The sequence below is a fragment of the Streptomyces sp. NPDC029296 genome (genome assembly GCF_055569255.1).
Genome location: NZ_JBVHXT010000035.1, coordinates 61931 through 88191, shown reverse-complemented (window position 1 = coordinate 88191; position 26261 = coordinate 61931). Strand labels below are relative to the sequence as shown.

Genomic DNA, 26261 nt, shown 5'->3' with positions numbered 1-26261 from the left:
AAATCATGGCCCCAAGCGCCATGAGCCGTGGGAAAGACAACTGGATCGCCTCTCTCTCCGAAGCCCAGCCGGTCCCGTACTGGCTGGAAGACCCCGGCAAGCCGGCCGCCGAGCCCGCCCTCACCACCGCCGAGACCTGCGACCTGCTGGTGGTCGGCGGCGGCTACAGCGGGCTGTGGACGGCCCTGAACGCCAAGGAGCGCGACCCCGGGCGCGAGGTCGTCCTGCTGGAAGGCCGCGAGGTGGGCTGGGCCGCCTCCGGCCGCAACGGCGGCTTCTGCGCCGCCTCCCTCACGCACGGCCTGCCCAACGGCCTGACCCGCTGGCCCGGCGAGATCCACAGGCTGGAGGAGCTGGGCCGGCGCAACCTCGACGGGATCGAGGCCGCGATCGCCCGGTACGGCATCGACTGCGACTTCGAACGCACCGGCGAGATCGACGTGGCCACCGAGCCCTACCAGGCCCGGGAGCTGAGGGACTGGCACCGGGAACTCCAGGACGAGGGCCTCGCCGACGGCATCGAGTTCCTGGACGCCGACGCCGTGCGCGCCGAGGTGAACTCGCCCACCTTCCAGGCGGGCCTGTGGGACCGCCGGGGCGTGGCCATGCTGCACCCGGCCAAGCTCGCCTGGGGCCTGAAGCGGGCCTGCCTGAGCCTCGGGGTGCGGGTGTACGAGCACACGCCCGCCCTCACCCTGAAGACCTACGGCGCCGGGATGGCCGTACGCACCCCGTACGGCGCCGTCCGCGCCCGCAAGGTCGCGCTCGCCACCAACATCTTCCCGAACCTGGTGCGGCGCGTGCGCTCGTACACCGTCCCGGTTTACGACTACGCCCTGATGACCGAGCCGCTGACCGCCGAGCAGCTCGCCTCGGTCGGCTGGCGGCGCCGGCAGGGCCTCGGGGACAGCGCCAACCAGTTCCACTACTTCCGGCTCTCCGCCGACAACCGCGTCCTGTGGGGCGGCTACGACGCGGTCTACCCCTACGGCGGCCGGGTGCGCGCCGAGTACGACGACCGGCCCGAGACGTACGCCAAGCTGGCCGGCCACTTCTTCACCTGCTTCCCCCAGTTGGAGGGCGTCCGCTTCACCCACGCCTGGGGCGGGGCGATCGACACCTGCTCCCGGTTCTCCGCGTTCTTCGGCACCGCCCACCAGGGCCGGGTGGCCTACGCGGCCGGCTACACGGGCCTCGGTGTCGGCGCCACCCGGTTCGGCGCGGACGTGATGCTGGACCTGCTGGACGGGGAGCGCAGCGAGCGGACCGAACTGGAGATGGTCCGCAGGAAGCCGCTGCCGTTCCCGCCGGAGCCGTTCGCCTGGACCGGGATCGCCCTCACCAAGTGGTCCCTGGCCCGCGCGGACGCGCACGGCGGCCGGCGGAACCTGTGGCTGCGGACGATGGACCGGCTGGGGCTGGGCTTCGACAGCTGACGTGACGCACGTCACTCGGCGGGCCGGGCGGACCCGCGTAATGCCGGCGGGCGGCCTCCCTCTCACCTCGTGACGCACCCGCGTCCACGAGAGAGAGGGAGGCTTTTTTCGATGACTGGGGCGAAGACGGCCGTGACATGGCTCGCATCCGTCGCACCGGATCCCGAGGCCTGCCGCCGGGAGTGGGAACGCAACCCCCTGGGGGTCGCCCTGCTGCCCGCCGGCAAGGCCTGGGACGTCCTGATCCTGCCGGGTGACCTCGGTCATCCGACCCTGGACGTGCTCACCCGCATGCCGGCCCGGCCCGGCCCGGTGCTCGCCGGCCCCGGCGACAGCCGGATCGGGTTCCTGGTGCCCGCGGGCACCGCGGCCCGCTGGCTCGGCACCGGCATCCGCGCCGCCGGGGCCGGCACCTGGATCGTCGTGCCGTATCCGGGCCGGACGGCCCGGGGCGTGCGCTGGCTGGTGCCGCCGGACGGTTCGGGCACGCTGACCGATCCGGCGCTGCTGGAACTGGCGATGCACGAGGCGGTGGCGGAGCGGGCCCGGCGCGGTCACGGGCACGGGTAACGGCCGGACACCTTGACAGCAGGATTGGTCTGGACCAAATTGTGTGCGCTCCCGCTCCTCCAACTCCCCCGACCCCGGAGGCCCTTGTGGAACGCGCCAGACGCACCGGACCCGTCCTCGCCGCGCTCACGGCCGTGAGCCTGGCCGTGCCCGGCATCACCGCGCTCTCGTCGGCCGCCCGTGCGGCCGACGCGGACGTCGCCGTCAACGGCGGCTTCGAGTCCGGCCTGACCGGCTGGACCTGCACCACCGGCACGACGGTGAACTCGCCCGTGCACAGCGGCACGTCCGCCCTCCAGGCCACCCCGGCCGGCGGCGACAACGCCCAGTGCTCGCAGACGGTGACCGTCCAGCCAGGCGCCCAGTACACGCTGTCCGGATACGTCCGCGGCTCCTACGCCTACCTCGGCGCGAGCGGCACCGGCACCACCGACGTCTCCACCTGGACCCAGTCCGCCCCCGACTGGCAGAAGCTGAGCACCACCTTCCGCACCGGGGCCGCCACCACCAAGGTCACCATCTACACCCACGGCTGGTACGGCACCGGCACCTACCAGGCCGACGACATCACCCTCGTCGGCCCCGGCGGCGGCACCACCCAGCCGCCCGCCGCCCCGGCCGGGCTGAAGACCACCACCGTGACCTCCTCCTCCGTCGGCCTGTCCTGGTCGGCGGTGACCGGCGCGACGAGCTACGCCGTCTACCGCGACGGGGTCAAGGTCCAGACGGCGACCGGCACCTCGGCGACCGTCTCCGGACTCACCGCCGCCACGGCGTACGGCTTCCAGGTCACCGCCGTGAACGAGGCCGGCGAGTCCGCGAAGTCCGCCGTCGTCACCGCCACGACCAGCCCCGGCGGCGGTGGCGGGGACGGCGGCGGCTCGTCCGGCCTGCCCGCCCACGCCCTCGTCGGCTATCTGCACGCCAGCTTCGCCAACGGCGCCGGCTACACCCGGCTCGCCGACGTCCCCGACAGCTGGGACGTCATCGACCTGGCCTTCGGCGAGCCCACCTCGGTCACCTCCGGGGACATCCGCTTCAACCGCTGCCCGGTCACCGAGTGCCCGAACGTGGAGAGCGACGCCGAGTTCAAGGCGGCGATCAAGGCCAAGCAGGCGGCCGGCAAGAAGGTGCTGATCTCCATCGGCGGCCAGAACGGCCAGGTCCAGCTGACCACCGCCGCGGCCCGCGACACCTTCGTCTCCTCGGTCTCGCACATCATCGACACCTACGGCCTGGACGGCCTCGACGTCGACTTCGAGGGCCACTCGCTGTCCCTGAACACGGGCGACACGGACTTCAAGAACCCCGCCACGCCCGTGATCGTCAACCTGATCTCGGCACTGAAGACCCTGAAGGCCAAGTACGGATCCAAGTTCGTCCTCACCATGGCCCCGGAGACGTTCTTCGTGCAGAACGGCTACCAGTACTACGGCAGCGGCAAGTGGGGCGGCCAGGACCCGCGCTGCGGCGCCTACCTCCCGGTGATCCACGCCCTGCGCGACGACCTGACCCTGCTGCACGTCCAGGACTACAACTCGGGACCGATCATGGGCCTGGACAACCAGTACCACTCCATGGGCGGCGCCGACTTCCACATCGCCATGACCGACATGCTGCTCACCGGCTTCCCGGTCGCCGGCGACCAGAACAACGTCTTCCCGCCGCTGCGCCCCGACCAGGTCGCCATCGGCATGCCGGCGTCCACGAACGCGGGCAACGGCCACGTCTCCCCGGCCGAGGTCACCAAGGCCCTGGACTGCCTGACGAAGAAGACGAACTGCGGCTCGTACGCCACCCACGGGACCTGGCCCGCCCTGCGCGGCCTGATGACGTGGTCGGTCAACTGGGACCGGTACGCGAACTGGGAGTTCCAGAAGAACTTCGACGCGTACTTCGGCTGACCACCCGGGCGAGGACGGCCAGCGGCACGGCGCCCACGCACCAGCCGGCCACCACGTCCAGCGGCCAGTGGTAGCCGTGGCGGACCAGGCCGTAGGACACCCCGAGGACCAGGACCCCGCAGCCGGCCGTCAGCGCGCGGCGGGCGGCGGGGGAGCGGAGCCGGGGAAGCAGGAGCAGGGCCGCCGAACCGTAGGCGACCACCGCCGTCGCCGTGTGACCGGACGGGAAGTAGCCCGTCGCCGGGGGCACCGCCGGTGTCCCCGGCCGGTCGGTCCACTCCTTCAGCGGCACGACGACCGCCGGGACCAGCGCCATCAGCACGGCGGCGGTCAGCGGCGCCGGCCACCAGTGGCGGACGCCGTGGACCCGGCCGAGCCACAGGGCGGCGGCCAGGGCGAGGACCAGTGCCGGGACGGCGACCTGGACGTTGCCGAGGTCGGAGAGGAATTGGGAGAAGCCGTCCGGATGGACCAGGGCCCGGCTCGCCTCCGCGTCCGGCCGCAGCAGCGGCCCGTCGGTGACGACCTGCCAGGTGAGAAGGGCGAGGACGACCACCGGGAGGACCAGGAGAAGCATGCGCCCAGCTTCGCAGGTCCGCTCACGGGAAGCGCCGGGGGAGGAGGTCGGCCGCCCCGGAACAGGGGGGGTGGTTCCGAGGCGGCCGTCCGGACCGGAACGCCGCGCGCCCCGGGGGGTTTGGGGCGGCGACCGTCCGATCGGTGAGGAGATCCCGGAGCCGCGAGGCCCCGGTGGTGTGCGCGAGGGCACGACCGGACCGAAGCTGGGGAGGCCTCGTCCCGGATCCGTCCACGGTCCCCCGTGGACGGGGTGTATCTCTCATCCGGAGAGAACCTACGGCAGGCCGGGGCGGTTGGGCAGACGGATTCCCCTCCCGTCATCCACCCCGCACACGTTCTTCACACCGCCTGCCGCAGGCCCTCCACGGGTACGGACCTGCCGGTCCGGCGCGCGGGTCAGACGCGCGCGAACGCCTGCTCGATGATGTCGAGGCCCTCGTTCAGCAGGTCCTCGCCGATGACCAGCGGGGGCAGGAAGCGGAGCACGTTGCCGTAGGTGCCACAGGTCAGGACCAGCAGGCCCTCGGCGTGGCAGGCCTTGGCGAGCGCGGCGGTGGCCTCCGGGTTCGGCTCCTTGGTGGCCCGGTCCTTGACCAGCTCGATGGCGATCATCGCGCCGCGCCCGCGCACGTCGCCGATGATGTCGAACTTCTCGGCCATGGCGGTGAGGCGGCCCTTCATGACCTCCTCGATGCGCTTGGCCTTGCCGTTGAGGTCCTGCTCCTTCATCGTCTCGATGGCGCCGAGCGCACCGGCGCAGGCGACGGGGTTGCCGCCGTAGGTGCCGCCGAGGCCGCCGGCGTGCGCGGCGTCCATGATCTCCGCGCGCCCGGTCACGGCGGCGAGCGGCAGACCGCCGGCGATGCCCTTGGCGGTCGTGATCAGGTCGGGGACGATGCCCTCGTCCTCGCACGCGAACCACTGGCCGGTCCGGCAGAAGCCGGACTGGATCTCGTCGGCGACGAAGACGATCCCGTTGTCGGCGGCGAACTGGCGGATCGCGGGCAGGAAGCCCTTGGCGGGCTCGATGAAGCCGCCCTCGCCCAGCACCGGCTCGATGATGATCGCGGCGACGTTGTCCGGGCCGACCTGCTTGGTGATCTGCTCGATGGCCTGCTTGGCGGCCTCCGGGCCCGCGTTCTCCGGGCCGGTCGGCCAGCGGTAGCCGTACGCCACCGGCACGCGGTAGACCTCGGGGGCGAACGGGCCGAAGCCGTGCTTGTACGGCATGTTCTTCGCGGTCAGCGCCATGGTCAGGTTGGTCCGGCCGTGGTAACCGTGGTCGAACACGACGACGGCCTGCCGCTTGGTGTACGCACGCGCGATCTTGACGGCGTTCTCGACGGCCTCGGCGCCGGAGTTGAACAGCGCGGACTTCTTGGCGTGGTCGCCCGGGGTCAGCTCGGCGAGCGCCTCCGCGACCGCCACGTAGCCCTCGTAGGGGGTGACCATGAAACAGGTGTGGGTGAAGTCGGCGAGCTGGGCGCTCGCGCGGCGCACCACGGCCTCGGCGGAGGCGCCGACGGAGGTCACGGCGATGCCGGAACCGAAGTCGATGAGGCTGTTGCCGTCCACGTCCTCGATGACGCCGCCGCCGGCACGGGTGACGAAGACCGGCAGCGTGGAGCCCACGCCCTGGGCGACCACGGCGGTACGGCGGGCCTGAAGCTCCTGCGACTTCGGGCCGGGGATGGCGGTGACGACGCGGCGCTCCTGCGGAAGTGCGGTCATGGGGGCTCCCTGATGATCTTGCGTACCGGGCGGTCCCGGGCGGTTCCGGGCGGTGCGTTTACGGACGCATACCTTCTTTTCTCGCAGGCTAAGACCGGTTCCGGGGGGTGGGCATGCTCCATGTGGGCGTTGTCGGCGCGCCCCCTTGTCCGCGGTGGACATAGCCCGCCCGGACGGCCCTTTCCCGCTTCGGCCGCGTAAGCGGTGAACTCCCCTTGCCGGAGCGTTAGATTGGCTCGCTAGATTGGCTCGCTGACAGTGGACGCGACGGGGACACGATGGCGGACGGAACGGCTGGTCAGGGGGCAGGGTCGATGGACACCGACGGCACGGGGGCCACACACGAAACCCCTACGACACCGGTACCCCACCCGACGGCACCGCCGGAGGGGGTGCCGCCCATGCCGCCGGGGCTGCCGCCGACGCTGCCCGGCGTGCCCCCGAAACCGGAGACGTCCCCTTTCCTGACCTGGCTGCGGGCTCCCCGCCCGGAGGCGGCGCCCGGCATCTGGCGCTTCGGACACAGTCCCCGTCCCGAGCAGGAGCCCGAGCAGATCCCGACCCGGCAGCTGCTCAGCGGGGCCCTGATCGCCTTCCTCGTGGGCTGGCTGGTGTGGTCCCTGCTGTGGAACGGCTATTTCGGCACCTGGTGGGTGCTGCCGCTGGACCTGTTCACTCCCGACTCCTGGCGCCAGAGTGACGACCGCGTCGGCAGCGCGATCCTCTGGTACTCGTACTACGCCGTCATCGCTCTCGCCATCCTGCTGGTGGTCGGCCGCCTCGGCCGCTGGGGTGAGGTCTGGCGCCGTTACGGACCGCGTACCTGGGGTGCGGCCGCACCCGCGGCGGTGCCCCAGCCCACCCCCGACCAGGACCCCGCCGAGTGGCCCCAGTTGCGGCAGGTCGGGGCGTACGAGGCTGCGGAGCGGCTTGCGGTGGAGGCGAAGGCCGGGCTCATGCGGGACGTGGACCACGCCCGGCTCAGCCGGGCGTGGCAGGGCGTGCGGTCCGGCCGGCACAGCCTCGCCGCCTTCACCGGCGCCGTACTGAAGGACGGCGCCGCCGCCTGCCCGCACCCCTCCGGCGCCCGCGACCTGCCCGCCCGGCACGCCCGGCACGACCTGCTCACCGGCCAGGTCCGCCTCGGCACCACCGCCGACGACCCCCGCAACCCCTACCACTACCGCGGCGCCGGCCTCGCCCTCGGCCCCGACCTGCTCGGCACCTCCCTGCTCGCCGTCGGCCCGGCCGGCTCCGGCAAGACCGGCGCCCTGCTGCGACCGCTCGCCGAGTCCCTGTGCCTGCAAGCCCTGGCCGGCCGCACGTCGGTCGTGGTGGTCGGCGCGGCGGGCGCCGGACTGGGCCCGGCGGAGGCCTACGACGTCGTCGTCCGCGTCGGCCACCCCGACTCCGTCTACGACCTCGACCTCTACGGCGGCACCACCGACCCCGACGAGGCCGCCGCCATACTCGCCGAGGCCCTCGTCGGCGACCTCGCCGACCCGCACCCCGGCAGCGACAGCCGTCGTTCCACCACCGTCCTCGCCCAGCTGCTCGGTCCCTTCCGCGCCGTCCACGACCGCTTCCCCTCCGTGCCGGAGCTGCGGCAGCTGCTCGACGGGGCGCCCGGACCGCTGGCCGCGCTGCGCAAGGCACTGACCGACACCGGCCACGCCTCCCTGCTCCGCGAGCTGGACGCCCGGGAACGGCAGCTCGCCCACCCCGGTGACGTCGGCTCCGTGCTCGCCGACCGGATCGCCCTGCTCGACCGGCCCGCCTTCGCCGCCTTCTTCGACACCTCCGGACAGAGCCGGCCGTTCTCGCTGCGGGCCCTCGACCACCCGGTCCGGGTCCGCATCGACCTGCCCCAGCGCGGCCATGCCGACGCCTCGCGCATCCTGGCCCGGCTGGTGCTCGCCCAGTTCACCGCCTCGGTGACGGTGCGGGAGGACCGCTCGCTCTTCGCCTGCCTGCTGCTCGACGACGCCTCCGGGGTCGTCACCCCGGAGGCCGTGCGCGGCATCCAGCGGCTGCGCAGCGCCAACGCCGGTACCGTGCTCACCCTGCGCACCCTGGACGACGTCCCCCGGCCGCTGCGCGGTCCGCTGCTCGGTGCCACGGGCTGCAGGATGGCGCTGTCCGGGCTCACCCCCTGGGACGGACAGGACTTCGCCGAGGTGTGGGGCAAGGAGTGGACCGAGACCCGGGACGTCACCGACCGGCAGATCATCGCGGAGACCCCGGCCGGCAAGGCCGTGCACATGCTGCGCCGGGTCATCACCGGCCAGGCGCCCACCGCCCGCGCCGTCACCGTCCGTCAAGTCGAGCGGGAGCGGTGGTCCGCGTCCGAGTTGGCTCATGGGGTGCCGCCGGGGCACGCGGTGTTGTCGTTGACCACCGTGCAGGGGGAGCACGCGCCGCCGTTGCTGGTCGATCTGCGGGGGTGAGCGGTCGTACGGTGAGGCAGAATCGGGATGGGCCGTTCATACACCTCGGCCAAAAGATCACCGGCTCCCCTCACCGTGAAGGCCCCATGCCCCCGACTCTCGCCTCGCTCGTCCAGCACTCCGCGCTCAAACTCACCGTGCGCGCGGGCGAGGGCCGTCTCGACGTGCCGGTCCGCTGGGCGCACGTCAGCGAGCTGGCCGACCCCGTCCCCTACATGGAGGGCGGCGAGCTGCTGCTGATCACCGCGCTCAAGCTGGACGCGGACGACCCGGAGGCCATGCGGCGGTACGTGCGCCGGCTGGTCGGCGCCGGCGTCGTCGGGCTCGGGTTCGCCGTCGGCGTGAACTACGACGAGACGCCCGGCCCGCTCGTCGACGCCTGCGCCGAGGAGGGCCTGCCGCTGCTGGAGGTGCCCCGCCGCACCCCGTTCCTCGCCATCAGCAAGGCCGTCTCCGCGGCCATCGCCGCCGACCAGTACCGCGCCGTCACGGCCGGCTTCGCCGCCCAGCGCGAGCTGACCAGACAGGCCCTCGGCGCCGGCCCCGAGGGACTGCTCGGCGCGCTCGCCGCCCAGGTCGACGGCTGGGCGGCGCTCTACGACGCCTCGGGCGCCGTCGTCGCCGCCGCCCCGGACTGGGCCGGCCGCCGCGCCGCCCGGCTCACCACCGAGGTCGAGCGGCTGCGCGAGCGGCCCGCCCCCGCCTCCTCCGTGGTCGGCGGACCCGACCACGAGGACCGGGTGGAGCTGCACAGCCTCGGCACCGGCCGCCGCCCCCGCGCCGCGCTCGCCGTGGGCACCGCCGCCGCCCTCGGCACCGCCGAGCGCTACGCCGTGCACTCCGCCATCGCCCTGCTCACCCTCACCACCGAACGCTCCCGCTCCCTGCGCGCGGCCGAGCAGCGCGTGGGCACGGCGGTGCTGCGCATGCTGCTGGCCGGGGAACCGGACCACGCCCGGGCCGTCGCCGGCGATCTCTATGGCGCGCTGCTGGACGCCCCGTTCCGGATGGCCGTCGCCGAGTCCGGGACGGGCCCGGCGGGCGAGCACCTCGGCGAACTCGCGGAGACCGTGGAGTCCGCCGCGGCCCGGGCCGGCGAGGCCGTGCTGGTCGTGCCCGAGGGGGAGCGGCTGGTGGTGCTGGCCGCCGACGAGGGCGCGGCGGTCGCCGCGTGCACCGCGTACGCCGCCGCGCGCGAGGCCGGGCGGGCGCGGCCGGAGCAGGGGCGCGCGGACGAGGCCGACCTGGTCGTCGGCCTCTCGGCGCCCACCGGGCCGACCGCGGCGTCGGCGGCGTACCGGCAGGCCGAACAGGCGCTGTCGGTGGCGCGGCGGCGGGGCCGGGTGTTCGTGGAGCACGAGCAGCTCGCGGCCGGGTCGGTGCTGCCGCTGCTGGCCGACGACGCGGTGAAGGCGTTCGCCGACGGGCTGCTGCGGGCGCTGCACGAGCACGACGCCACCGGGCGGGGCGACCTCGTCGCCTCGCTGCGGGCCTGGCTGTCCCGGCACGGGCAGTGGGACGCCGCCGCGGCCGACCTGGGCGTCCACCGGCACACCCTGCGGTACCGGATGCGGCGGGTCGAGGAGATACTCGGCCGCAGCCTGGACGATCCCGACGTCCGCATGGAGCTGTGGCTCGCCCTGAAGGCGACGGCGGCGGAGTGACCGAGGGGCCCCCGCCCGGCCGGCCACCTCGCCAAACCGGCGCAGCCCCCGCCCCGACTGCTACGACTCGGACAAACGACCCCCGGCCGCCGCCGCCCTACCGTGGACCACGCAAGCCAAGCACACCCCCAACGCGGAAGGGCCGGGACTCGTACATGACTTCCACCCATGCCTTCTGGCTCGCCGGCCGCCAGGTCACCGGCGAGGACAGCTTCGACGTCACCTCCCCGTGGGACGGCCGGCTCGTCGCCTCGGTCGGCGTGCCGACCGAGGCGCAGGTCGAGGAGGCCGTGGCCGCCGCGTACGCCGTGCGGGACGAGTTCGCCGCCACCCCGGCGCACGTGCGCGCCGCCGCCCTCGACCACGTCAGCAAGCGGCTGGCCGAGCGCACCGAGGAGATCGCCCAGCTGATCTCCGCCGAGAACGGCAAGCCGTCCAAGTGGGCCCGGGGCGAGGTCGGCCGCGCGGTCTCGGTGTTCCGGTTCGCCGCCGAGGAGGCCCGCCGGTTCAACGGCGGCGAGGCCCAGCGGCTCGACACGGACGCCGGCGGCCAGGGCCGGCTGGCGCTCACCCGCCGCTTCCCGAAGGGTGTCGTGCTCGGCATCGCGCCGTTCAACTTCCCGCTGAACCTGTGCGCCCACAAGGTCGCCCCGGCGATCGCCGCCGGCGCCCCGATCATCCTGAAGCCGGCCCCGGCCACCCCGCTGTCCGGCCTGATCCTCGGTGACCTGCTCGCCGAGACCGAGCTGCCGGCCGGCTCCTGGTCGATCCTCCCGGTCCCGAACGACCGCATGCCCGCCCTGGTCCGGGACGAGCGCCTGCCGGTCATCTCCTTCACCGGATCCGACAAGGTCGGCTACGCGATCATGGACTCGGTGCCGCGCAAGCACTGCACGCTGGAGCTGGGCGGCAACGGCGCCGCGGTCGTCCTCGGCGACTTCTCCTCCGACGCCGACCTGGACTGGGCCGCGACCCGCATCGCGACCTTCTCCAACTACCAGGGCGGCCAGTCCTGCATCTCGGTGCAGCGGGTGATCGCCGACGCGTCCGTGTACGACCGGCTGCTGCCGCGCATCGTCGCCGCCGTCGAGGCCCAGGCCACCGGCGACCCGTCCGACCCGAAGACCGATGTCGGCCCGCTGGTCAGCGAGGACGCCGCCAAGCGCGTGGAGTCCTGGGTGGACGAGGCGGTCGCGGCCGGCGCGGCCCTGCTCACCGGCGGCAAGCGGGACGGCGCCTCGTACGCGCCGACCGTCCTCGCCGACGTGCCGGCGGACGTCACGATCGCCTGCGAGGAGGTCTTCGGCCCCGTCCTCACCGTACGCAAGGTGAACGGCGAGGAGGAGGCGTTCGCCGCGGTCAACGACTCCAAGTTCGGCCTCCAGGCGGGCGTGTTCACCCACGACCTCCAGGCCGCCTTCCGTGCCCACCGCGCCCTCGAGGTCGGCGGTGTGGTGATCGGCGACGTCCCGTCCTACCGCGCCGACCAGATGCCGTACGGCGGCGCCAAGCAGTCCGGTGTCGGCCGTGAAGGCGTCCGGTACGCGATGGAGGACTACACCTACGAGCGCGTACTGGTCCTGACCGGCGTCGCGCTCTGACCTGCCACGGACAGGTCGGAAACCGGACGGCCGCAGCCCACTGTGCGGGGGCTGCGGCCGTCCGCGTGTCCGGGCACCGGACCCTGGTTGACGGGAACCGATTTCAGCCGGCCTGGCGAAGGGGCCCGGCACCGCTGCCTTCCGGTGCCGGGCCCCTTCCTGGTGCCGGACTCCTCCGGACCCTCAACCGGAGAAGCCGACGTGCGCGAGCCGGACGGGGCCGCGCAGCCCGAGGCGGACGTCGTGGACGCCCTCGGCGGTGAGACCGGCCGTGAGGGTGGTGTAGGCGTACGGGCCCGCCGTGGGGGCGTCCAGGGTGAGCGCCGTGAGCGCCGGGCCGCCGTCCAGGGAGACCTCCACCGTGCCCTCGCCCGCCACCCGCACGGACACCTCCCGCACGCCGGTGCCGAAGTCGCAGGCGTGGTAGACCAGTTCGGCGGCCGTGGCGTGGGCCGGGGTCACCGCGTCGCCCGCCGTCTTCGTGCGGTCCACGATCGCCGCGCCGGACTGCTCGTCGAAGTCCGCGGCGGGCAGGCCGTGTTCGCGCACCGCGCGCGGGGCCGGCGGTTCGCCGTCGAGGCGCACGGTCGTGCGCAGCCGCACGTCCTCGCTGGACGCGCCCAGCAGCAGTTCGTACGGGCCCTCCTCCAGCCGCCACGCGCCCCGCCGCACGTCCCAGAACTCCAGTGCCGACAGCGGGACTTCGAAGGAGACGGCGGCCGTCTCGCCGGGGGTGAGGGTGACCCTGCGGTGCGCCAGCAGCTCGCGGCGCGGACGGGGCACCGACCCCTCGACCGCCCGGCCGTAGAGCTGGACCACCTCGTCCGCCGTGCGGTCCCCGGTGTGGGTGACCGTGCAGTCGACGCGCACCGTACCGTCCGTCACGCGGGCGTCCAGGCCGGCGTAGGCGAAGGACGCGTACGACAGGCCGTGGCCGAAGGGGAAGAGCGGGGTGCCCTCGAAGTACAGATAGGTCTGGCGGCCGCCGATCACGTCGTAGTCCAGCAGGTCGGGCAGGTCGGCGTCGGCGGCGTACCAGGTCTGGGGCAGCCGGCCGGCCGGGCAGACGTCGCCGGCCAGCACCCGGGCCAGGGCCGTGCCCGCCGCCTGCCCGCCGTGCGCCGTCCAGAGCACCGCCGGCAGCCGGGCCGTGTCCACCGCGTACGGGTACGACGACACCAGCGCCAGCACCGTGCGCGTCCCCGCGGCGCGGGCCGCGTCGAGCAGCCGCCGCTGGTGCTCCGGCAGCAGCAGGGTGGTGCGGTCCTCGGTCTCCCGGCCGTTGATGTGCGGGTCGTTGCCCGCCACCACCACGACGACGTCCGCCCCGGCCGCCACCCGGGCCACGGCCTCCTCGCCCCGCTCGACGGTCACCACCTCGAAGACATCGCCCTCCTCGGCAACCTTCACGCCGTCGGCGGCGACTCGTACCCGCAGACCCGTGCCGAGGTGCGCAAGGAGGTGACCACCGGCGTGCGGTACGAGGCGGAACGTCTCCTGCACGACCCAGCCGCCGGGCTGGTCGGCGGAGGCGCGTACGAAGCCGTCCTCGGCGACCGAGAGGTAGCGGCCGTCGGGGGCGCGCAGGGTCAGCACCCCCTCGCCCCAGTCGGTCAGCGCGAACTCGCTGCCCGTCGCGTCGGCGGTGAGCGGCGGCAGATCGGTGCGCCCGGACAGCAGCGCGGGGTCCAGCGCGCCCTCGGCGCCGTGCGCCCGGTCCGGCACCGTCGCCCGCGGCACGGACAGGAACGCGCCGGACGCCGTCCGCAGCCGGATCCGGTCCACGCCCTCCGCGAACTCCACCCGCTGCGCGCCGAACCGCTCGTACAGCCCCTCCAGCGGGGTGGAGCGGTGGATGAGGCTGCCGCTGTACCAGTCGAGCTTGCACTCGTCGGCGAGCGAGCCGACGACCGCGATCCGGGTGTCCGGGGCCAGCGGCAGCAGGTCGCCGTCGTTCTTCAGCAGCACGATCGCCTGCTCGGCGGCCTCCTGGGCGAGTGCCCGGTGCGCCGGGGTGTCGAACGCGCCGGTGTCCGCGTGCGGATCGTGGCGCGGGTCGAACTCGCCGAGCCGGAACCGGACCGAGAGCTGGCGGCGCACGGCGGCGTCGACGTCCGCCTCCGTCAGCAGGCCCCGCTCCACGGCCCCCTTGACCCGTGCGGTGATCGTCGAGCCGTCGGTGCCGTGGTCGGTGAAGCTGTCCACGCCGGCCAGCAGGGCCGCCGCGGTGGCCTCCTCGTGGGTGTCGAAGTAGTGCTCCGCGTCGACCAGGTTGGACGGCGCGCCCGCGTCCGAGCAGACGAGCAGGTCCTCCCCGGTCCAGGTGCGCAGGTGCTCGCGCAGGTACGGGGAGACGTGGTTGGGGCGGCCGTTGACCAGGTTGTAGGCCGGCATCACCCCGGCCACCGCGCCCGCCTCGACCGTCTCCCGGAAGGCGCGCAGGTCGTACTCGTGCAGCACGCGCGGGCGCACGGAGGCCGACGAAGTGGCCCGGTCCGTCTCGTTGTTGTGCGCGAGCCAGTGCTTGAGCACGGGCGCGGTACGCCAGTACAGGGGGTGGTCGCCGCGCAGGCCCCGGGTGTACGCCGTGGCGACGGCGCCGGTCAGCCGGGGATCCTCCGCGTAGCCCTCCTCGTTGCGGCCCCACAGCGGGTGGCGCAGCAGGTTGACCGTGGGGGCCCAGACGTTCAGGCCGACGCGGGCGTCCCGGGCGCGCATCGCGCGGATCTCCCGGCCGACCGCCTCGCCGACGCGCCGGACCAGCTCCGGGTTCCAGGTCGCGCCGAGCCCCACGGCCTGCGGGAACACGGTGGCCGGGCCCATCCACGCCACCCCGTGCAGCGCCTCCTGGCCGGTGCGCCAGGCGGCGACGCCGAGGCGCTCCACGGCGGGCGCGAACTGGTGCAGGAAGGAGATCTTCTCGTCCGGGGTGAGCCGTGCCAGCAGATCGTCGACGCGCTTCGCGAACGGCAGACGCGGATCGCGGAACGGCGGGGTGGGCGGCGAGTCAACGGTCACGAGAGGGTCCCCTTGCGCATGGAGCGGCTGACGCTTTCGAAGCGCTTCGATGCTCGATGCGCGGCAGCCGGAGTGTCAAGGTGCCGGGCGCAAACGGGGCCGACATCCCCGCGACACGACGAGGCGCGACCACGGGTTCGGGGCGCCCCGGACATCCGAGGAAACTTGGAATCGGCCCTTGTGTACCCCCAAGTGTTCACTTAACCTCGCAGCAACATCGAAGCGCTTCGACTGCTGCCCACGCACCACAGCGCTTCCGCTCAGCCGAACCACTGAAGACACCGCAGCCGACGGCCCACCGCCGGGTGTCCTGGTGCGCCATGAAGGGTTGACGCAATGACGCCGAACGCCGCCTCCTCCGCCCCCAGCAGGAGAAGCTTCCTCGCCTCCACCGCGGTCGCCGCCGCGGCGGTGGCCGGCGGACTGCCACTGCTCACCGCCTGCGGTGGCGGGCAGGAGGGACGCAAGGAAGGCACCACCTCGGGCAAGGCGGCCCAGAAGCTGCTCCCCGCGTACGTGGCATCGAGCGTCGTCGCCCCCGACATCCCCGCGAAGAACGGCTCCGCCGCCGGCTTCACCAAGGCCATCGCCCCGGACCGGCTCAAGACCTCCGTGCCGGAGAAGCTCGGCAGCGGCGGCGAGCTGACGATCATGGCACCGCTGTGGGGCACCCCGCCGGACAACGGCAACCCGTACTACAAGGCCATGAACGAGGCCATCGGCGTCCAGGCCAGGTGGCAGAACCAGGACGGCAACACCTACGACGAGAAGCTCGGCGCGATCCTCGCCTCCAGCGACATCCCGGACGTCGTGGTCGTCCCCGGCTGGAACCTGATGGGCAAGATCCCCAGCGCCGTCAACGCCAAGTTCGCCGACCTCGGCCCGTACCTGTCCGGTGACAAGGTCAAGGACTACCCCAACCTCGCCGCCGTCCCCACCGACGCCTGGCAGCGCTCCCTCTTCGGCGGCCGGCTGCGGGCCGTCCCGCTGCCCGCCCCCTACGTCACCAACATCGCGCCCTTCTACCGCAAGGACGTCTTCGACAAGCACGGCTGGCAGCCGCCCAGGACCACCGACGAGTTCCTGGCCTGGGCGAAGGAGGCCACCGACGCCAAGGGCGGGGTGTGGGCCTGCTCCGACATGAAGTGGACGGCGTTCAACGCCTTCGGCGTCTTCAACGGCAGCGACAAGGCGCTGTGGTGGAACCTCCGGGGCGGCAAGCTGGTCAACCGCGTCGAGACCGAGGAGTACCTCGAAGCCCTGGAGTGGGCCCGCAAGCTGTTCGCCGCCGGTGTGGTCCACCCCGACGACAAGGCCGGCAAGACCACCAACCCGGCCGGCACCCGCTTCACCGCCGGCAAACTCCTCGTCTACAACCAGGACCTGTCCGACTGGTTCGGCAAGACCTCCGAACAGCGCGCGCAGAACCCGGACTTCGAGATGGCCGCGATGGACGTCTTCACCCACGACGGCGGCGACCCCCTGCTGTGGGCCGTCCAGCCCTCCAACATCTTCACCTTCGTCAACAAGAAGGCGTCCGAGCAGAAGATCAAGGACTTCCTCGCCATCGCCAACTTCTGCGCCGCGCCCTACGGCACGAAGGAGCGCCTGCTCGCCGAGTACGGCGTCGAGGGCACCGACTTCACCCTGGACAAGGGCGTGCCCACCAAGACCACCAAGGGTGTCAACGAGGTCCTCGGCGCCTTCGACTACACCGGCAAACCCGCCGCGTACGTCGCCCACCCCGACTTCCCCGAGGTCACCCGGGGCATGGTCGAGTGGCAGCAGCGCATGGGCGCCTTCACCAGGAAGTCCTCCTTCTACGGCCTGACGATCACGGAACCCGGCCGCTGGTCCAACCTCGCCGACGACTTCGAGCAGCTGGAGGACGACGTCGTACGCGGCCGGAAGAAGATCGGCGACGTGCAGCAGGCGGTCTCCGAATGGAGGAAGCGGGGCGGCGACGACCTGCGCGACTGGTACCGCGAGCTGCTCGACGACACCGGATCGGCGAAGTGACCAGCACCGTGCCCCGCAGCAGGGCCGGCGCGAAGCGCACCCCGGCGGCGTCCGGGGGCGCCACCGGACGCCGCGAGCGCACCCGGGGACTCGGTCTGCGGAACAGGTTCCGGCGCGACCGCACCCTGATCCTGATGACCCTGCCCGTGGTGCTGCTGCTCCTGCTCTTCAACTACGTGCCGATCCTCGGCAACGTCGTCGCCTTCCAGGACTACGACCCCTACCTCAGCGACAACGGCTTCGTCGCCGTCTTCCAGAGCCCCTGGGTCGGCTTCGAGCAGTTCCAGCGCGTCTTCGAGGACTCCGGGTTCTGGCACGCCGTGCAGAACACGTTCGTCCTGTTCTTCCTCCAGCTGGTGCTGTTCTTCCCCATCCCCATCGCGCTGGCCCTGCTGATCAACAGCGTGATCCGGCCCCGGGTCCGCGCGGTCGCCCAGGCGATCATGTATCTGCCGCACTTCTTCTCCTGGGTGCTGGTCGTCACCGTCTTCCAGCAGATCTTCGGCGGCGCCGGCGTCCTCGCGCAGACCCTGCGCGAACACGGGCACCCGGGCTTCGACATCATGACCGACCCGTCGGTCTTCAAGTACCTGGTGACCGCCGAGATGGTCTGGAAGGACGCGGGCTGGGGCGTCATCGTCTTCCTCGCGGCCCTCGCCGCCGTCTCCCACGACCTGTACGAGGCCGCCGCGATGGACGGCGCCGGGCGCTGGCGCCGCATGTGGCACATCACGCTGCCCGCGCTGCGGCCGGTGATCGCCCTGCTGCTCGTGCTGCGCGTCGGCGACGCCCTCACCGTCGGCTTCGAGCAGTTCCTGCTCCAGCGGCAGGCGGTCGGCCCGGACGCCTCCGAGGTGCTCGACACGTACGTGTGGTGGAACGGCATCCGCAACCAGGACTTCAGCTACGCGGCGGCGGCCGGCCTGATCAAGGGCGTCGTCGGACTGACCCTCGTCCTCGTGGCGAACAAGGTGGCCCACCTGATGGGCGAGCAGGGGGTGTACGAGAAGTGAGCGCCGTGGTCGACCGGCCGGCGCCGGAGGGCGTGCGCGAGCGGAACCGGTGGGCCGCGCCGCCCCGGCCGGTCTGGGAGGAGGAGCCGGCGAAGGCCGGGCTCGCCGGGAAGGGACTGGTCCTCGGGATCGCGTGCTTCGCCGTGCTGTTCCCGCTGTGGATCGTGGTCGTCACCAGCCTGTCCCCGAAGAAGGTCATCGACGAGACGGGCGGACTCGTGGTGGTCCCCAAGGGCATCACGTTCGTCGCCTACCAGGAACTGCTCGGCGGCGGCCAGGTGCAGCGGGCCGCGCTGGTCAGCATCGGGGTGACCCTCGTCGGCACGCTGTTCAGCATGACGGTGTCGGTGCTGTGCGCGTACGGCCTGTCCCGGCGGGACTCGCTGGGCCACCGGTGGATCCTCATGGCCCTGCTCGCCACGATGTTCTTCGGCGCCGGGCTCATCCCGACGTACCTGCTGGTGCAGGCGCTCGGGCTCACCGACACCTATCTGGCGCTGATCCTGCCGAGCGCGGTGAGCGTGTTCAACATCCTGGTGCTGCGCGGGTTCTTCATGGGCATCTCGCCCGAACTCGTCGACAGCGCGCGGATCGACGGGGCGGGGGACTGGCGGATCCTGTGGCGGATCGTGCTGCCGCTGTCCCGGGCCGTGCTGGCGGTGATCACGCTGTTCTACGCGGTCGGGTACTGGAGTGCCTGGTTCAACGCGTCGATCTATCTGACCGACCAGAAGAAGATGCCGCTGCAGAACGTGATGATCCAGCTGGTGCAGAAGCAGGAACGGCCGGTGGGGCTGTCGGCCCAGATCAACACCGGGCAGCTGTCGCCGCTGGCCATCCAGATGGCGGTGATGGTGCTGGCCCTGCTGCCGGTGGCCGTCCTCTCCCCGTTCGTCCAGAAGCATTTCCGCAAGGGGATGCTGACGGGAGCGGTGAAGGGGTAACCGGGGCGCCTATGGAAGGGGGCGGTGCGGTGCGTCGGCGACTGCGGGTCCGTCGTGGCTGATCGCGCGGTTCCCCGCGCCCCTTACGGGGCACGGCCCCACTTGGCTGCGGGCAGCCGTGCCGCTAGGGGCGGCACGGGTGGGCGCAGCGGACCCCGCCAGCGCCGGTAAGCGTCCCACCCCCACCCCAGCCCCCGTACCGGACCACCCACCAAGACTCCCCAGCCGAGGTATCCCATGCCCACCCGCAGAACCGTCCTCGCCGCGGCGGCGGCCGCCGCCGCACTGGCAGGCATGCCCACCCACGTACACGCGGCCGAGCCCAAGAGGCACACGTACCGCTGGCGCACCGCGGTGATCGGCGGCACGGGATTCGTCACCGGCCTCCTCTTCCACCCCACCACCCCCGGCCTGGCCTACGCCCGCACCGACATCGGCGGTGCCTACCGCTGGGACCGGGACACCGACCGCTGGACCCCCCTGACCGACCACCTCGGCTGGGACGACTGGAACCTGCTCGGCGTGGAGGCCCTGGCCGTCGACCCGGCCCACCCCGGCCGGCTGTACCTGGCGCTCGGCACGTACACCCAGCCCTGGGCCGGCAACGGAGCCCTCCTGCGCTCCGAGGACCGCGGCCGCACCTGGCACCGCGCCGGCCTCCCCGTCCCGCTCGGCGCCAACGAGGACGGCCGCGGCACCGGCGAACGGCTCCTCGTCGACCCCCGCGACAGCGACACCCTGTGGCTCGGCACCCGCCATGACGGCCTGCTCAAGTCGACCGACAGGGGCGAGTCCTGGCAGAGGCAGTCCGGGTTCCCCGGCACGCCGAGCGGCAGCGGCCAGGGCGTCACCCTGCTCGTCGCCGCCGGCCGTACCCTCTACGCCGGCTGGGGCGACGGCGACGGCACCCCCGCGCACCCGAACCTGTACCGCACCACCGACGGCACCACCTGGGAGGCCGTCCCCGGACAGCCCGCCGGCGCCTCCGCCAGGATCCCCGTCCGCGCCGCCCACGACGCCCGCGCCCACGCGCTGTACGTCACCTACGCCGACGCGGCCGGCCCCAACGGGCAGAGCACCGGCAGCGTGCACAGGCTGGACACGGCCACCGGCGCCTGGACCGACGTCACCCCGGTCGTCCCGGGCCCCACCGACACCTTCGGCTACGGCGGCATCGCCGTGGCCGCCGGCCGGCCGGGCACGGTCGTCGTGTCCACCAACAACCGCTGGTCGGCGGTCGACACCCTGTACCGCAGCACCGACGGCGGCCGCAGCTGGGTCTCCCTGAAGGACACCGCCGTCGTCGACGTGTCCGAGACGCCGTACCTCGACTGGGGCGCGGACGAGCCGAAGTTCGGGTGGTGGATCCAGGCCGTCGCCGTGGACCCGCACGACGGCGCGCACATCCTCTACGGCACCGGCGCCACCGTCTTCGGCACCCGCGACCTCGTCCACTGGGCGCCCCGGGTGCGCGGCCTGGAGGAGACCTCGGTCCGGCAGCTGATCTCGCCGCCCGCCGGCCAGGCCCACCTGATCAGCGGCAACGGGGACATCGGGGTGCTGTACCACGAACGGCTGACCGCGTCCCCGAGGACCGGCATGGCCACGAACCCCGTCTTCGGCACGGCGACCGGACTCGCGCTGGCCGCGGCGAAACCGTCGTACGTCGTGCGCACCGGATGGGGCGACCACGGCAACGGCGCCTCCTCCACCGACGGCGGACGCACCTGGACGCCCTTCCCGGCCCAGCCCGCCCCCGCCAAGGACGCCCCCGGCCCCATCGCCGTCGGTGCCGACGGCAGCGTGCTGCTGTGGACCTTCGTGCACGGGGACGGGACCACGTATCCGGCCCACCGGTCGGCGGACGGCGGGCGCACCTGGGCCGAGGTGCCCTCCTTCCCCAAGGGCGCCACCCCGGTCGCCGACCCCGTCGACCCGGCCGCCTTCTACGCCTACGACACCGCCACCGGCACCCTGTACGGCAGTACCGACCACGGACGTACCTTCACCGCCCGGTACGGGCGACTGCCGTCCGGGGACAGCCAGTTCCAGCTGGCCGTGGCGCCGGGGCGGACGGGCGACCTGTGGGTGAGCGGCAAGGAGAACGGGCTGTACCGGTCCACCGACGCGGGGACGGCCTTCACCAAGGCCGAGGGGATCCGCGCCTCGTACACCGTCGGGTTCGGCAAGGCCGCCCCCGGCGCCCGCCACCCGGCCGTCTACCACGTGGGCGCGCCGACCGGCTCCGGCGTGGCCGTCCTGCGCTCCGACGACGGCGGCCGCACCTGGGTCCGCATCAACGACGACGCCCACCAGTGGGGCTGGACCGGACAGGCCGTCACCGGCGACCCGCGCCGGTACGGCCGGGTCTACCTCGCCACCAACGGGCGGGGCATCCAGTACGGGGAGCCCGCATGAAGCCGACCCTCGCCGACGCGACCCGGGGCCGCATCCTCTTCGGCGGCGACTACAACCCCGAGCAGTGGCCGGAGGAGACCTGGCACGAGGACGTCCGGCTGATGAAGGAGGCCGGGGTCAACTCCGCGACGGTCGGGGTGTTCTCCTGGTCCCGGCTCGAACCGGAACCGGGCGCCAGGGAGTTCGGCTGGCTCGACCGGCTGATGGACCTCCTGCACGAGCACGGCGTCGGGGTCGTCCTCGCCACGCCCACCTCCGCCCCGCCGCCCTGGCTGGGCCGGCTGCACCCGGACACCCTGCCCCGGGACGCCGACGGGCGGACCGAATGGTGGGGCGGGCGGCAGCACTTCTCGCACTCCAGCGCCACCTACCGCCGGTACGCCGCCGCCATCACCGAGGACCTGGCCGCCCGCTACGGCGGCCACCCGGCGCTCACCCTGTGGCACATCAACAACGAGTACTGCACCTTCGACTACGGCGACGAGGCCGCCGCCGCCTTCCGCCGCTGGCTGCGGGAGAAGTACGGCTCCCTGGACGCCCTCAACGCGGCCTGGGGCACCGACTTCTGGAGCCAGGGCTACGACACGTGGGACGGCATCCTGCCGCCGCGCCGGCCGCACTACCTGAAGAACCCCGGCCAGGTGCTGGACTTCCGGCGGTTCACCTCCGACATGCTCCTGGAGTGCTGCACCGCCGAACGGGACATCATCCGCCGGCACACCCCGCACCTGCCGGTGACCACCAACTTCATGCCGCTGTGGACCGGGCAGGACGGCTGGCGCTGGGCCCGCGAGGAGGACGTCGTCTCCGTCGACCTGTACCCCGACCCGCGCGACCCGCTGGGCGCGCAGGCCGGCGCGCTGGTGCAGGACCTCACCCGGTCGCAGGCGCGCGGGCCGTGGATGCTGATGGAACAGGCGGCCGGGCCGGTCAACTGGCGCGGGGTGAACCACCCCAAGCCGCACGGCCTGAACCGGCTGTGGTCCCTCCAGGCCGTCGCCCGCGGCGCGGACGCCGTCTGCTACTTCCAGTGGCGCCAGTCCCGGCAGGGCGCCGAGAAGTTCCACTCCGGGATGGTCAGCCACGCGGGACCCGAGGGGCGTACGTTCCAGGAGGTCAAGCGGCTCGGCGCCGACCTCGCCCGCATCGCGGACCAGGTGTCCGGCACCCGGATCACCGCCGACGTGGCGATCCTGCACGACTGGCACTCCTGGTGGGCCGGGGACCACGAAGGGCGCCTGTCGACGCGGGGCGACCTGCCCGAGGTGCTCACCGCCTGGCACCGCGCCCTGTGGGAGGCCCACCTCACCGCCGACTTCGCCCACCCGGAGGACGACCTGTCGGGCTACCGGCTCGTCGTCGCCCCGCAGCTGTACCTCCTCACCGACTCCGCCGTGGCGAACCTCCTCGCGTACACCGCTGAGGGCGGCACCCTCGTCTGCGGCTTCCTCACCGGGATCGTCGACGAGGACGACCGGGTCCGCCCCGGCGGTATGGACGCCCGGCTGCGCGAGCTGTTCGGCATCCGCACCCTGCACGAGTGGTGGCCGCTCCAGGCGGGGGAGACCGTCGAGTGCGAGGGCTTCCGCGGCACGCTGTGGTCGGAGGAGATCGAGCCGGAGCCCGGCGCCGCCGAGACCGTGCCCTACCGGGGCGGGGAACTCGACGGGCTGCCCGCCGTGCTGCGCCGCAACCGCGCCTGGTACCTGTCCACGCTGCCCGAACCGGAGGCGCTGCGCTCCCTGCTGGCCGGCATCGCCGCCGGGGCCGGGGTCCGGCCGGTGCTGGACGGGCTGCCGCGGGGGGTGGAGGCGGTGCGCCGGGGCGACCTGCTGTTCCTGCTGAACCACGGGCGGGAACCGGTCACCGTCCCGGTCCCGGGCACCCACCGCGACCTGCTCGGCGACGCGGATGTCACGGACACGGTCACCCTCGGCCGCTACGGCGTGGCGGTGCTGCGGTCATGAGCGCCACCCCGGTCCACGGCACCTGGGAGCCGGCTCCGGCCGCGCGCTGGGAGGACGCCTTCCTGAGCGGCAACGGCCACCACGGCGCCCTCGTGTCCGGTGATCCGGCCGATGAGCGGGTCATCGTCACCCAGCACACCCTGGTGCGGCCCAACGGCGGCGAACACGCCCGGCCGCCCCGGCTGGCCGCCGCCCTCCCGGAGGTCCAGGACCGGCTGCTCGCCGGGCACCTCACCGCCGCCGAGGCGCTCACCGACGGCCGCCCGCTCCAGTGGGTGCAGCCCTTCCACCCCGCCTTCCAGGTCCGGGTGCGCCGGCCGGCGGGCCGTGGCCGCGAGGTGCGCCGGGCCGTCGACTTCGCCAGCGGCGAGGTCACGGCGGCGGGACGCGGCGCCGTGAGCCGCGTCTTCGTCTCCCGCGCCGACGACGTGATCGTGCACGAGGTCAGCGCCGGCGACCTCCACCTCACCCTGGACCACCGGCTGCCGGGCGCCCCGGCCGGGCTGCGGGTCGGGCACGGCGTGCTGCTCACCCCCGAGGGCGCCGTGCTCAGCCTGCGCGTCAGGTACCCGGACAGCGACCGCGCCTACACCGGCGTCACCCTCGTCGCCGTCACCGGCGGCCGGACGGAACTCACCCCGCCCGGCGTCCGCGTCACCGGCTGCCGCTCCGCACTCCTGCTCACCAGGGTGCTGCGGCACACCGGCGAGGCGGACGTCGGCGCCGAGTCCCGGCACCTCCAGGACCTGCTCGACGGCACCGAACGCCCCTACGACGGCCTGCTCGCCCGCCACCTGGACCGGCACCGCGCCGCCTACCTGCGGGTCACCCTGGACCTCGGCGCCGACCCGGACGAACGCGCCCTGCCCGGCTCCGAGCTGCTGCGGCGCCCGCACAGCCCGGCCCTGCTGGAGCGGCTGTTCGCGGCCGGCCGCTACCACCTGCTCTCCAGCAGCGGCCACCACCCGCCCCGGCTCACCGGACTGTGGACCGGCGACTGGGACACCGCCTGGTCCGGCGCGTTCACCACCAACGCCAACCTCAATCTCCAGACCGCCGCCGCGCCCGCCGCCGCCCTGCCCGAGGTCACCGAGGCGCTGGCCGGCTTCGTCGCCCGGCAGCTGCCGGACTGGCGGGCCAACGCCCGCGCGGTCTTCGGCACCCGAGGCGCGGTCGCGCCCGCGCACAGCGACGGCGAGTCCGGGCTGACGTACCACTTCAGCCGCGAGTACCCGCTGCACCTGTGGACCGCCGGCGCCGACTGGCTGCTCAAGCCGCTGGTCGACCACGACGAGATCCAGGGCACGCGGGACCCGCGCACCGCCGCCGCCCTCGCCGAGGCCGCCCTCTTCTACGAGGACTTCCTCACCCGCACCGACGCCGACGGCCACCTGGCGATCGTGCCCTCCTACTCGCCGGAGAACCGCCCCGCGAACGGCAGCTGGGGCGCGGTCAACGCGGCCATGGACCTCTCCGCCGCCCGCCACACCCTGCACACCGCCGCCCGCTACCACCCCGAACGGGCGGACGGCTGGCGGGCGTTGGCCGACCGGCTGCCCTCGCACCGGATCAACGCCGACGGCGCCCTCGCCGAATGGGCCTGGCCCGGCCTGCACGACCGTTACGACCACCGCCACCTCAGCCACCTGTACGGCGTCTGGCCCCTGGAGGAGATCACCCCGTACGACACCCCGCGCCTGGCCGCCGCCGCCCACCGGGCGCTTCAGCTGCGCGGCGCGGAGAACGACTCCGCCCACGGCCATCTCCACCACGCCCTGATCGCCGCCCGGCTCCGCGACCCCGAGCGCGCCGGACACGCCCTGCGCCGGGTCCTCGACGGCGACTTCTTCCACGCCTCCCTGATGAGCGCCCACTACCCCCGCCGCGACGTCTACAACGCGGACGCCGCGCACACCCTCCCCGGCGTGCTCATCGAGACGCTCGTCCAGTCCACCCCGGACCGCCTGATCCTGCTCCCGGCGGTCCCGGACAGCTGCCCGCGCGGCGAACTGCGCGGCGTCCGCACCCGGTTCGGCGCCGAGGTCGACCTCGCCTGGGGCCCGGACGGTGCCCGGGCGGTCGTCCGGCCCGGCCGCACCCACCGCGTCGAACTGCGGACTTCCTCCGGCACCGAACCCCTCGACCTGGTCGCCGGAGAAGCCCGCGTCCTCACCCTGAGGACGCGGTGAACCTCCCCACACCCCCACCCATGGAAGGGACACCATGGCAACGAGCACCATCGGCAGGGTCGCCAAGGCCCTGCTCGCCCCCGCACTCGCCCTCGGCGCCACCGTCGGCCTGGCCTCGGCGCCCGCCTCCGCCGCCGTCTGGAGCACCTGCGACCAGTGGGGCAACACCACGCTGAACGGCTACACCCTCTACAACAACATCTGGGGATCCGGCGCCGGCGGCCAGTGCGTCTGGGCCAACTCCGGCACCAACTGGGGCGTGCACGCCGACCACCCCAACACCGGCGGCATCAAGTCCTACCCCAACGCCAAGAAGGTGATCAACAAGCCGATCACCTCCCTGACCTCGCTCACCAGCGCCTACAACGTCACCGTTCCGGCGTCCGGCGCGTACAACACGTCGTACGACATCTGGGACACGGACTACGACTACGAGATCATGCTCTGGGTCAACAAGACCGGCCCCGTCGGCCCCCTCGGCACCTCGCAGGGCAACGTCACCCTGGGCGGTCACACCTGGACCGTCTACAAGGGCAGCAACGGCGCCAACGAGGTCTTCTCCTTCATCCGCACCTCCAACTCCAGCTCGGGCACGGTCAACATCCTCCCGATCCTGAAGTGGATCAAGGACACCAAGGGCTGGTTCGGCAACGAGACCATCGGCGATGTCCAGTTCGGCTACGAGATCACGTCCTCGTCCGGCGGCCTGGACTTCACCACCAACAACCTGACCGTCAGCGGCGGCTGAGCGGCCGGGGCCG

The 26261-nt window shown here is 73.2% G+C and carries 16 protein-coding genes; 13 read left to right on the top strand and 3 right to left on the bottom strand.

Going from position 1 to position 26261, the window contains the following annotated elements:
• The first annotated feature begins 5 nt into the window (after positions 1-5).
• The 3 genes from ACZ4W9_RS28030 (at position 6) to ACZ4W9_RS28020 (ending at position 3910) form a co-directional block, all read left to right on the top strand.
• Positions 6-1436, top strand: a complete 1431-nt coding sequence (locus tag ACZ4W9_RS28030) for an NAD(P)/FAD-dependent oxidoreductase (protein ID WP_467940416.1) — start codon at positions 6-8, stop codon at positions 1434-1436.
• Between the two features lie 111 nt (positions 1437-1547).
• Positions 1548-2006, top strand: coding sequence for a hypothetical protein (locus tag ACZ4W9_RS28025; RefSeq protein WP_467940414.1), 459 nt, complete (start codon positions 1548-1550; stop codon positions 2004-2006).
• An 86-nt stretch (positions 2007-2092) separates the two neighbouring features.
• Entirely contained in the window at positions 2093-3910 is a 1818-nt protein-coding gene (locus ACZ4W9_RS28020) for a chitinase (RefSeq protein WP_467940412.1), read from the top strand.
• On the opposite strand, the gene ACZ4W9_RS28015 is transcribed toward ACZ4W9_RS28020, so the two are convergent.
• Positions 3849-4487, bottom strand: coding sequence for a phosphatase PAP2 family protein (locus ACZ4W9_RS28015; protein ID WP_467940410.1), 639 nt, complete (start codon positions 4485-4487; stop codon positions 3849-3851). The genes ACZ4W9_RS28020 and ACZ4W9_RS28015 overlap by 62 nt on opposite strands.
• Positions 4488-4885: 398 nt before the next feature.
• A complete protein-coding gene (gene gabT / locus ACZ4W9_RS28010) occupies positions 4886-6220 on the bottom strand; it encodes a 4-aminobutyrate--2-oxoglutarate transaminase (protein WP_467940408.1) in 1335 nt (444 codons plus the stop codon).
• Between the two features lie 314 nt (positions 6221-6534).
• Between gabT and ACZ4W9_RS28005 the strand changes: the two genes are divergently transcribed.
• The 3 genes from ACZ4W9_RS28005 (at position 6535) to ACZ4W9_RS27995 (ending at position 11932) form a co-directional block, all read left to right on the top strand.
• Entirely contained in the window at positions 6535-8667 is a 2133-nt protein-coding gene (locus ACZ4W9_RS28005; protein ID WP_467940407.1) for a type IV secretory system conjugative DNA transfer family protein, read from the top strand.
• A gap of 86 nt (positions 8668-8753) precedes the next feature.
• Complete coding sequence (locus tag ACZ4W9_RS28000) at positions 8754-10331, top strand: PucR family transcriptional regulator (protein WP_467940405.1); 1578 nt, start codon at positions 8754-8756, stop codon at positions 10329-10331.
• Positions 10332-10486: 155 nt separating this feature from the next.
• Positions 10487-11932, top strand: a complete 1446-nt coding sequence (locus tag ACZ4W9_RS27995; RefSeq protein WP_467940403.1) for an aldehyde dehydrogenase family protein — start codon at positions 10487-10489, stop codon at positions 11930-11932.
• A gap of 183 nt (positions 11933-12115) precedes the next feature.
• Here ACZ4W9_RS27995 and ACZ4W9_RS27990 read toward each other — a convergent pair whose 3' ends face one another.
• Positions 12116-14950, bottom strand: a complete 2835-nt coding sequence (locus tag ACZ4W9_RS27990) for a glycoside hydrolase family 3 C-terminal domain-containing protein (RefSeq protein WP_467940402.1) — start codon at positions 14948-14950, stop codon at positions 12116-12118.
• A 336-nt stretch (positions 14951-15286) separates the two neighbouring features.
• Between ACZ4W9_RS27990 and ACZ4W9_RS27985 the strand changes: the two genes are divergently transcribed.
• From ACZ4W9_RS27985 to ACZ4W9_RS27955, 7 genes are all read left to right on the top strand, one after another.
• Positions 15287-16969 carry an extracellular solute-binding protein gene (locus ACZ4W9_RS27985; protein ID WP_467940401.1) on the top strand — a complete coding sequence of 561 codons (1683 nt, stop codon included), beginning with the start codon at positions 15287-15289 and terminating at the stop codon, positions 16967-16969.
• On the top strand, positions 16966-17982 hold the full coding sequence (locus tag ACZ4W9_RS27980; protein ID WP_467940399.1) for an ABC transporter permease: 1017 nt from the start codon (positions 16966-16968) through the stop codon (positions 17980-17982). Before ACZ4W9_RS27985 ends, ACZ4W9_RS27980 begins: the two co-directional genes overlap by 4 nt.
• Positions 17979-18926 carry a carbohydrate ABC transporter permease gene (locus tag ACZ4W9_RS27975; RefSeq protein ID WP_467940397.1) on the top strand — a complete coding sequence of 316 codons (948 nt, stop codon included), beginning with the start codon at positions 17979-17981 and terminating at the stop codon, positions 18924-18926. The genes ACZ4W9_RS27980 and ACZ4W9_RS27975 overlap by 4 nt, the downstream gene beginning before the upstream one ends.
• Before the next feature lie 237 nt (positions 18927-19163).
• Complete coding sequence (locus ACZ4W9_RS27970) at positions 19164-21344, top strand: WD40/YVTN/BNR-like repeat-containing protein (protein ID WP_467940395.1); 2181 nt, start codon at positions 19164-19166, stop codon at positions 21342-21344.
• Complete coding sequence (locus ACZ4W9_RS27965; protein WP_467940394.1) at positions 21341-23311, top strand: beta-galactosidase; 1971 nt, start codon at positions 21341-21343, stop codon at positions 23309-23311. The genes ACZ4W9_RS27970 and ACZ4W9_RS27965 overlap by 4 nt, the downstream gene beginning before the upstream one ends.
• On the top strand, positions 23308-25500 hold the full coding sequence (locus ACZ4W9_RS27960; protein WP_467940392.1) for a glycosyl hydrolase family 95 catalytic domain-containing protein: 2193 nt from the start codon (positions 23308-23310) through the stop codon (positions 25498-25500). Before ACZ4W9_RS27965 ends, ACZ4W9_RS27960 begins: the two co-directional genes overlap by 4 nt.
• 34 nt (positions 25501-25534) lie before the next feature.
• Positions 25535-26248: a glycoside hydrolase family 12 protein gene (locus ACZ4W9_RS27955; protein ID WP_467940391.1), complete on the top strand. Its 714-nt coding sequence runs from the start codon at positions 25535-25537 to the stop codon at positions 26246-26248.
• The last annotated feature ends 13 nt before the right edge of the window (positions 26249-26261 follow it).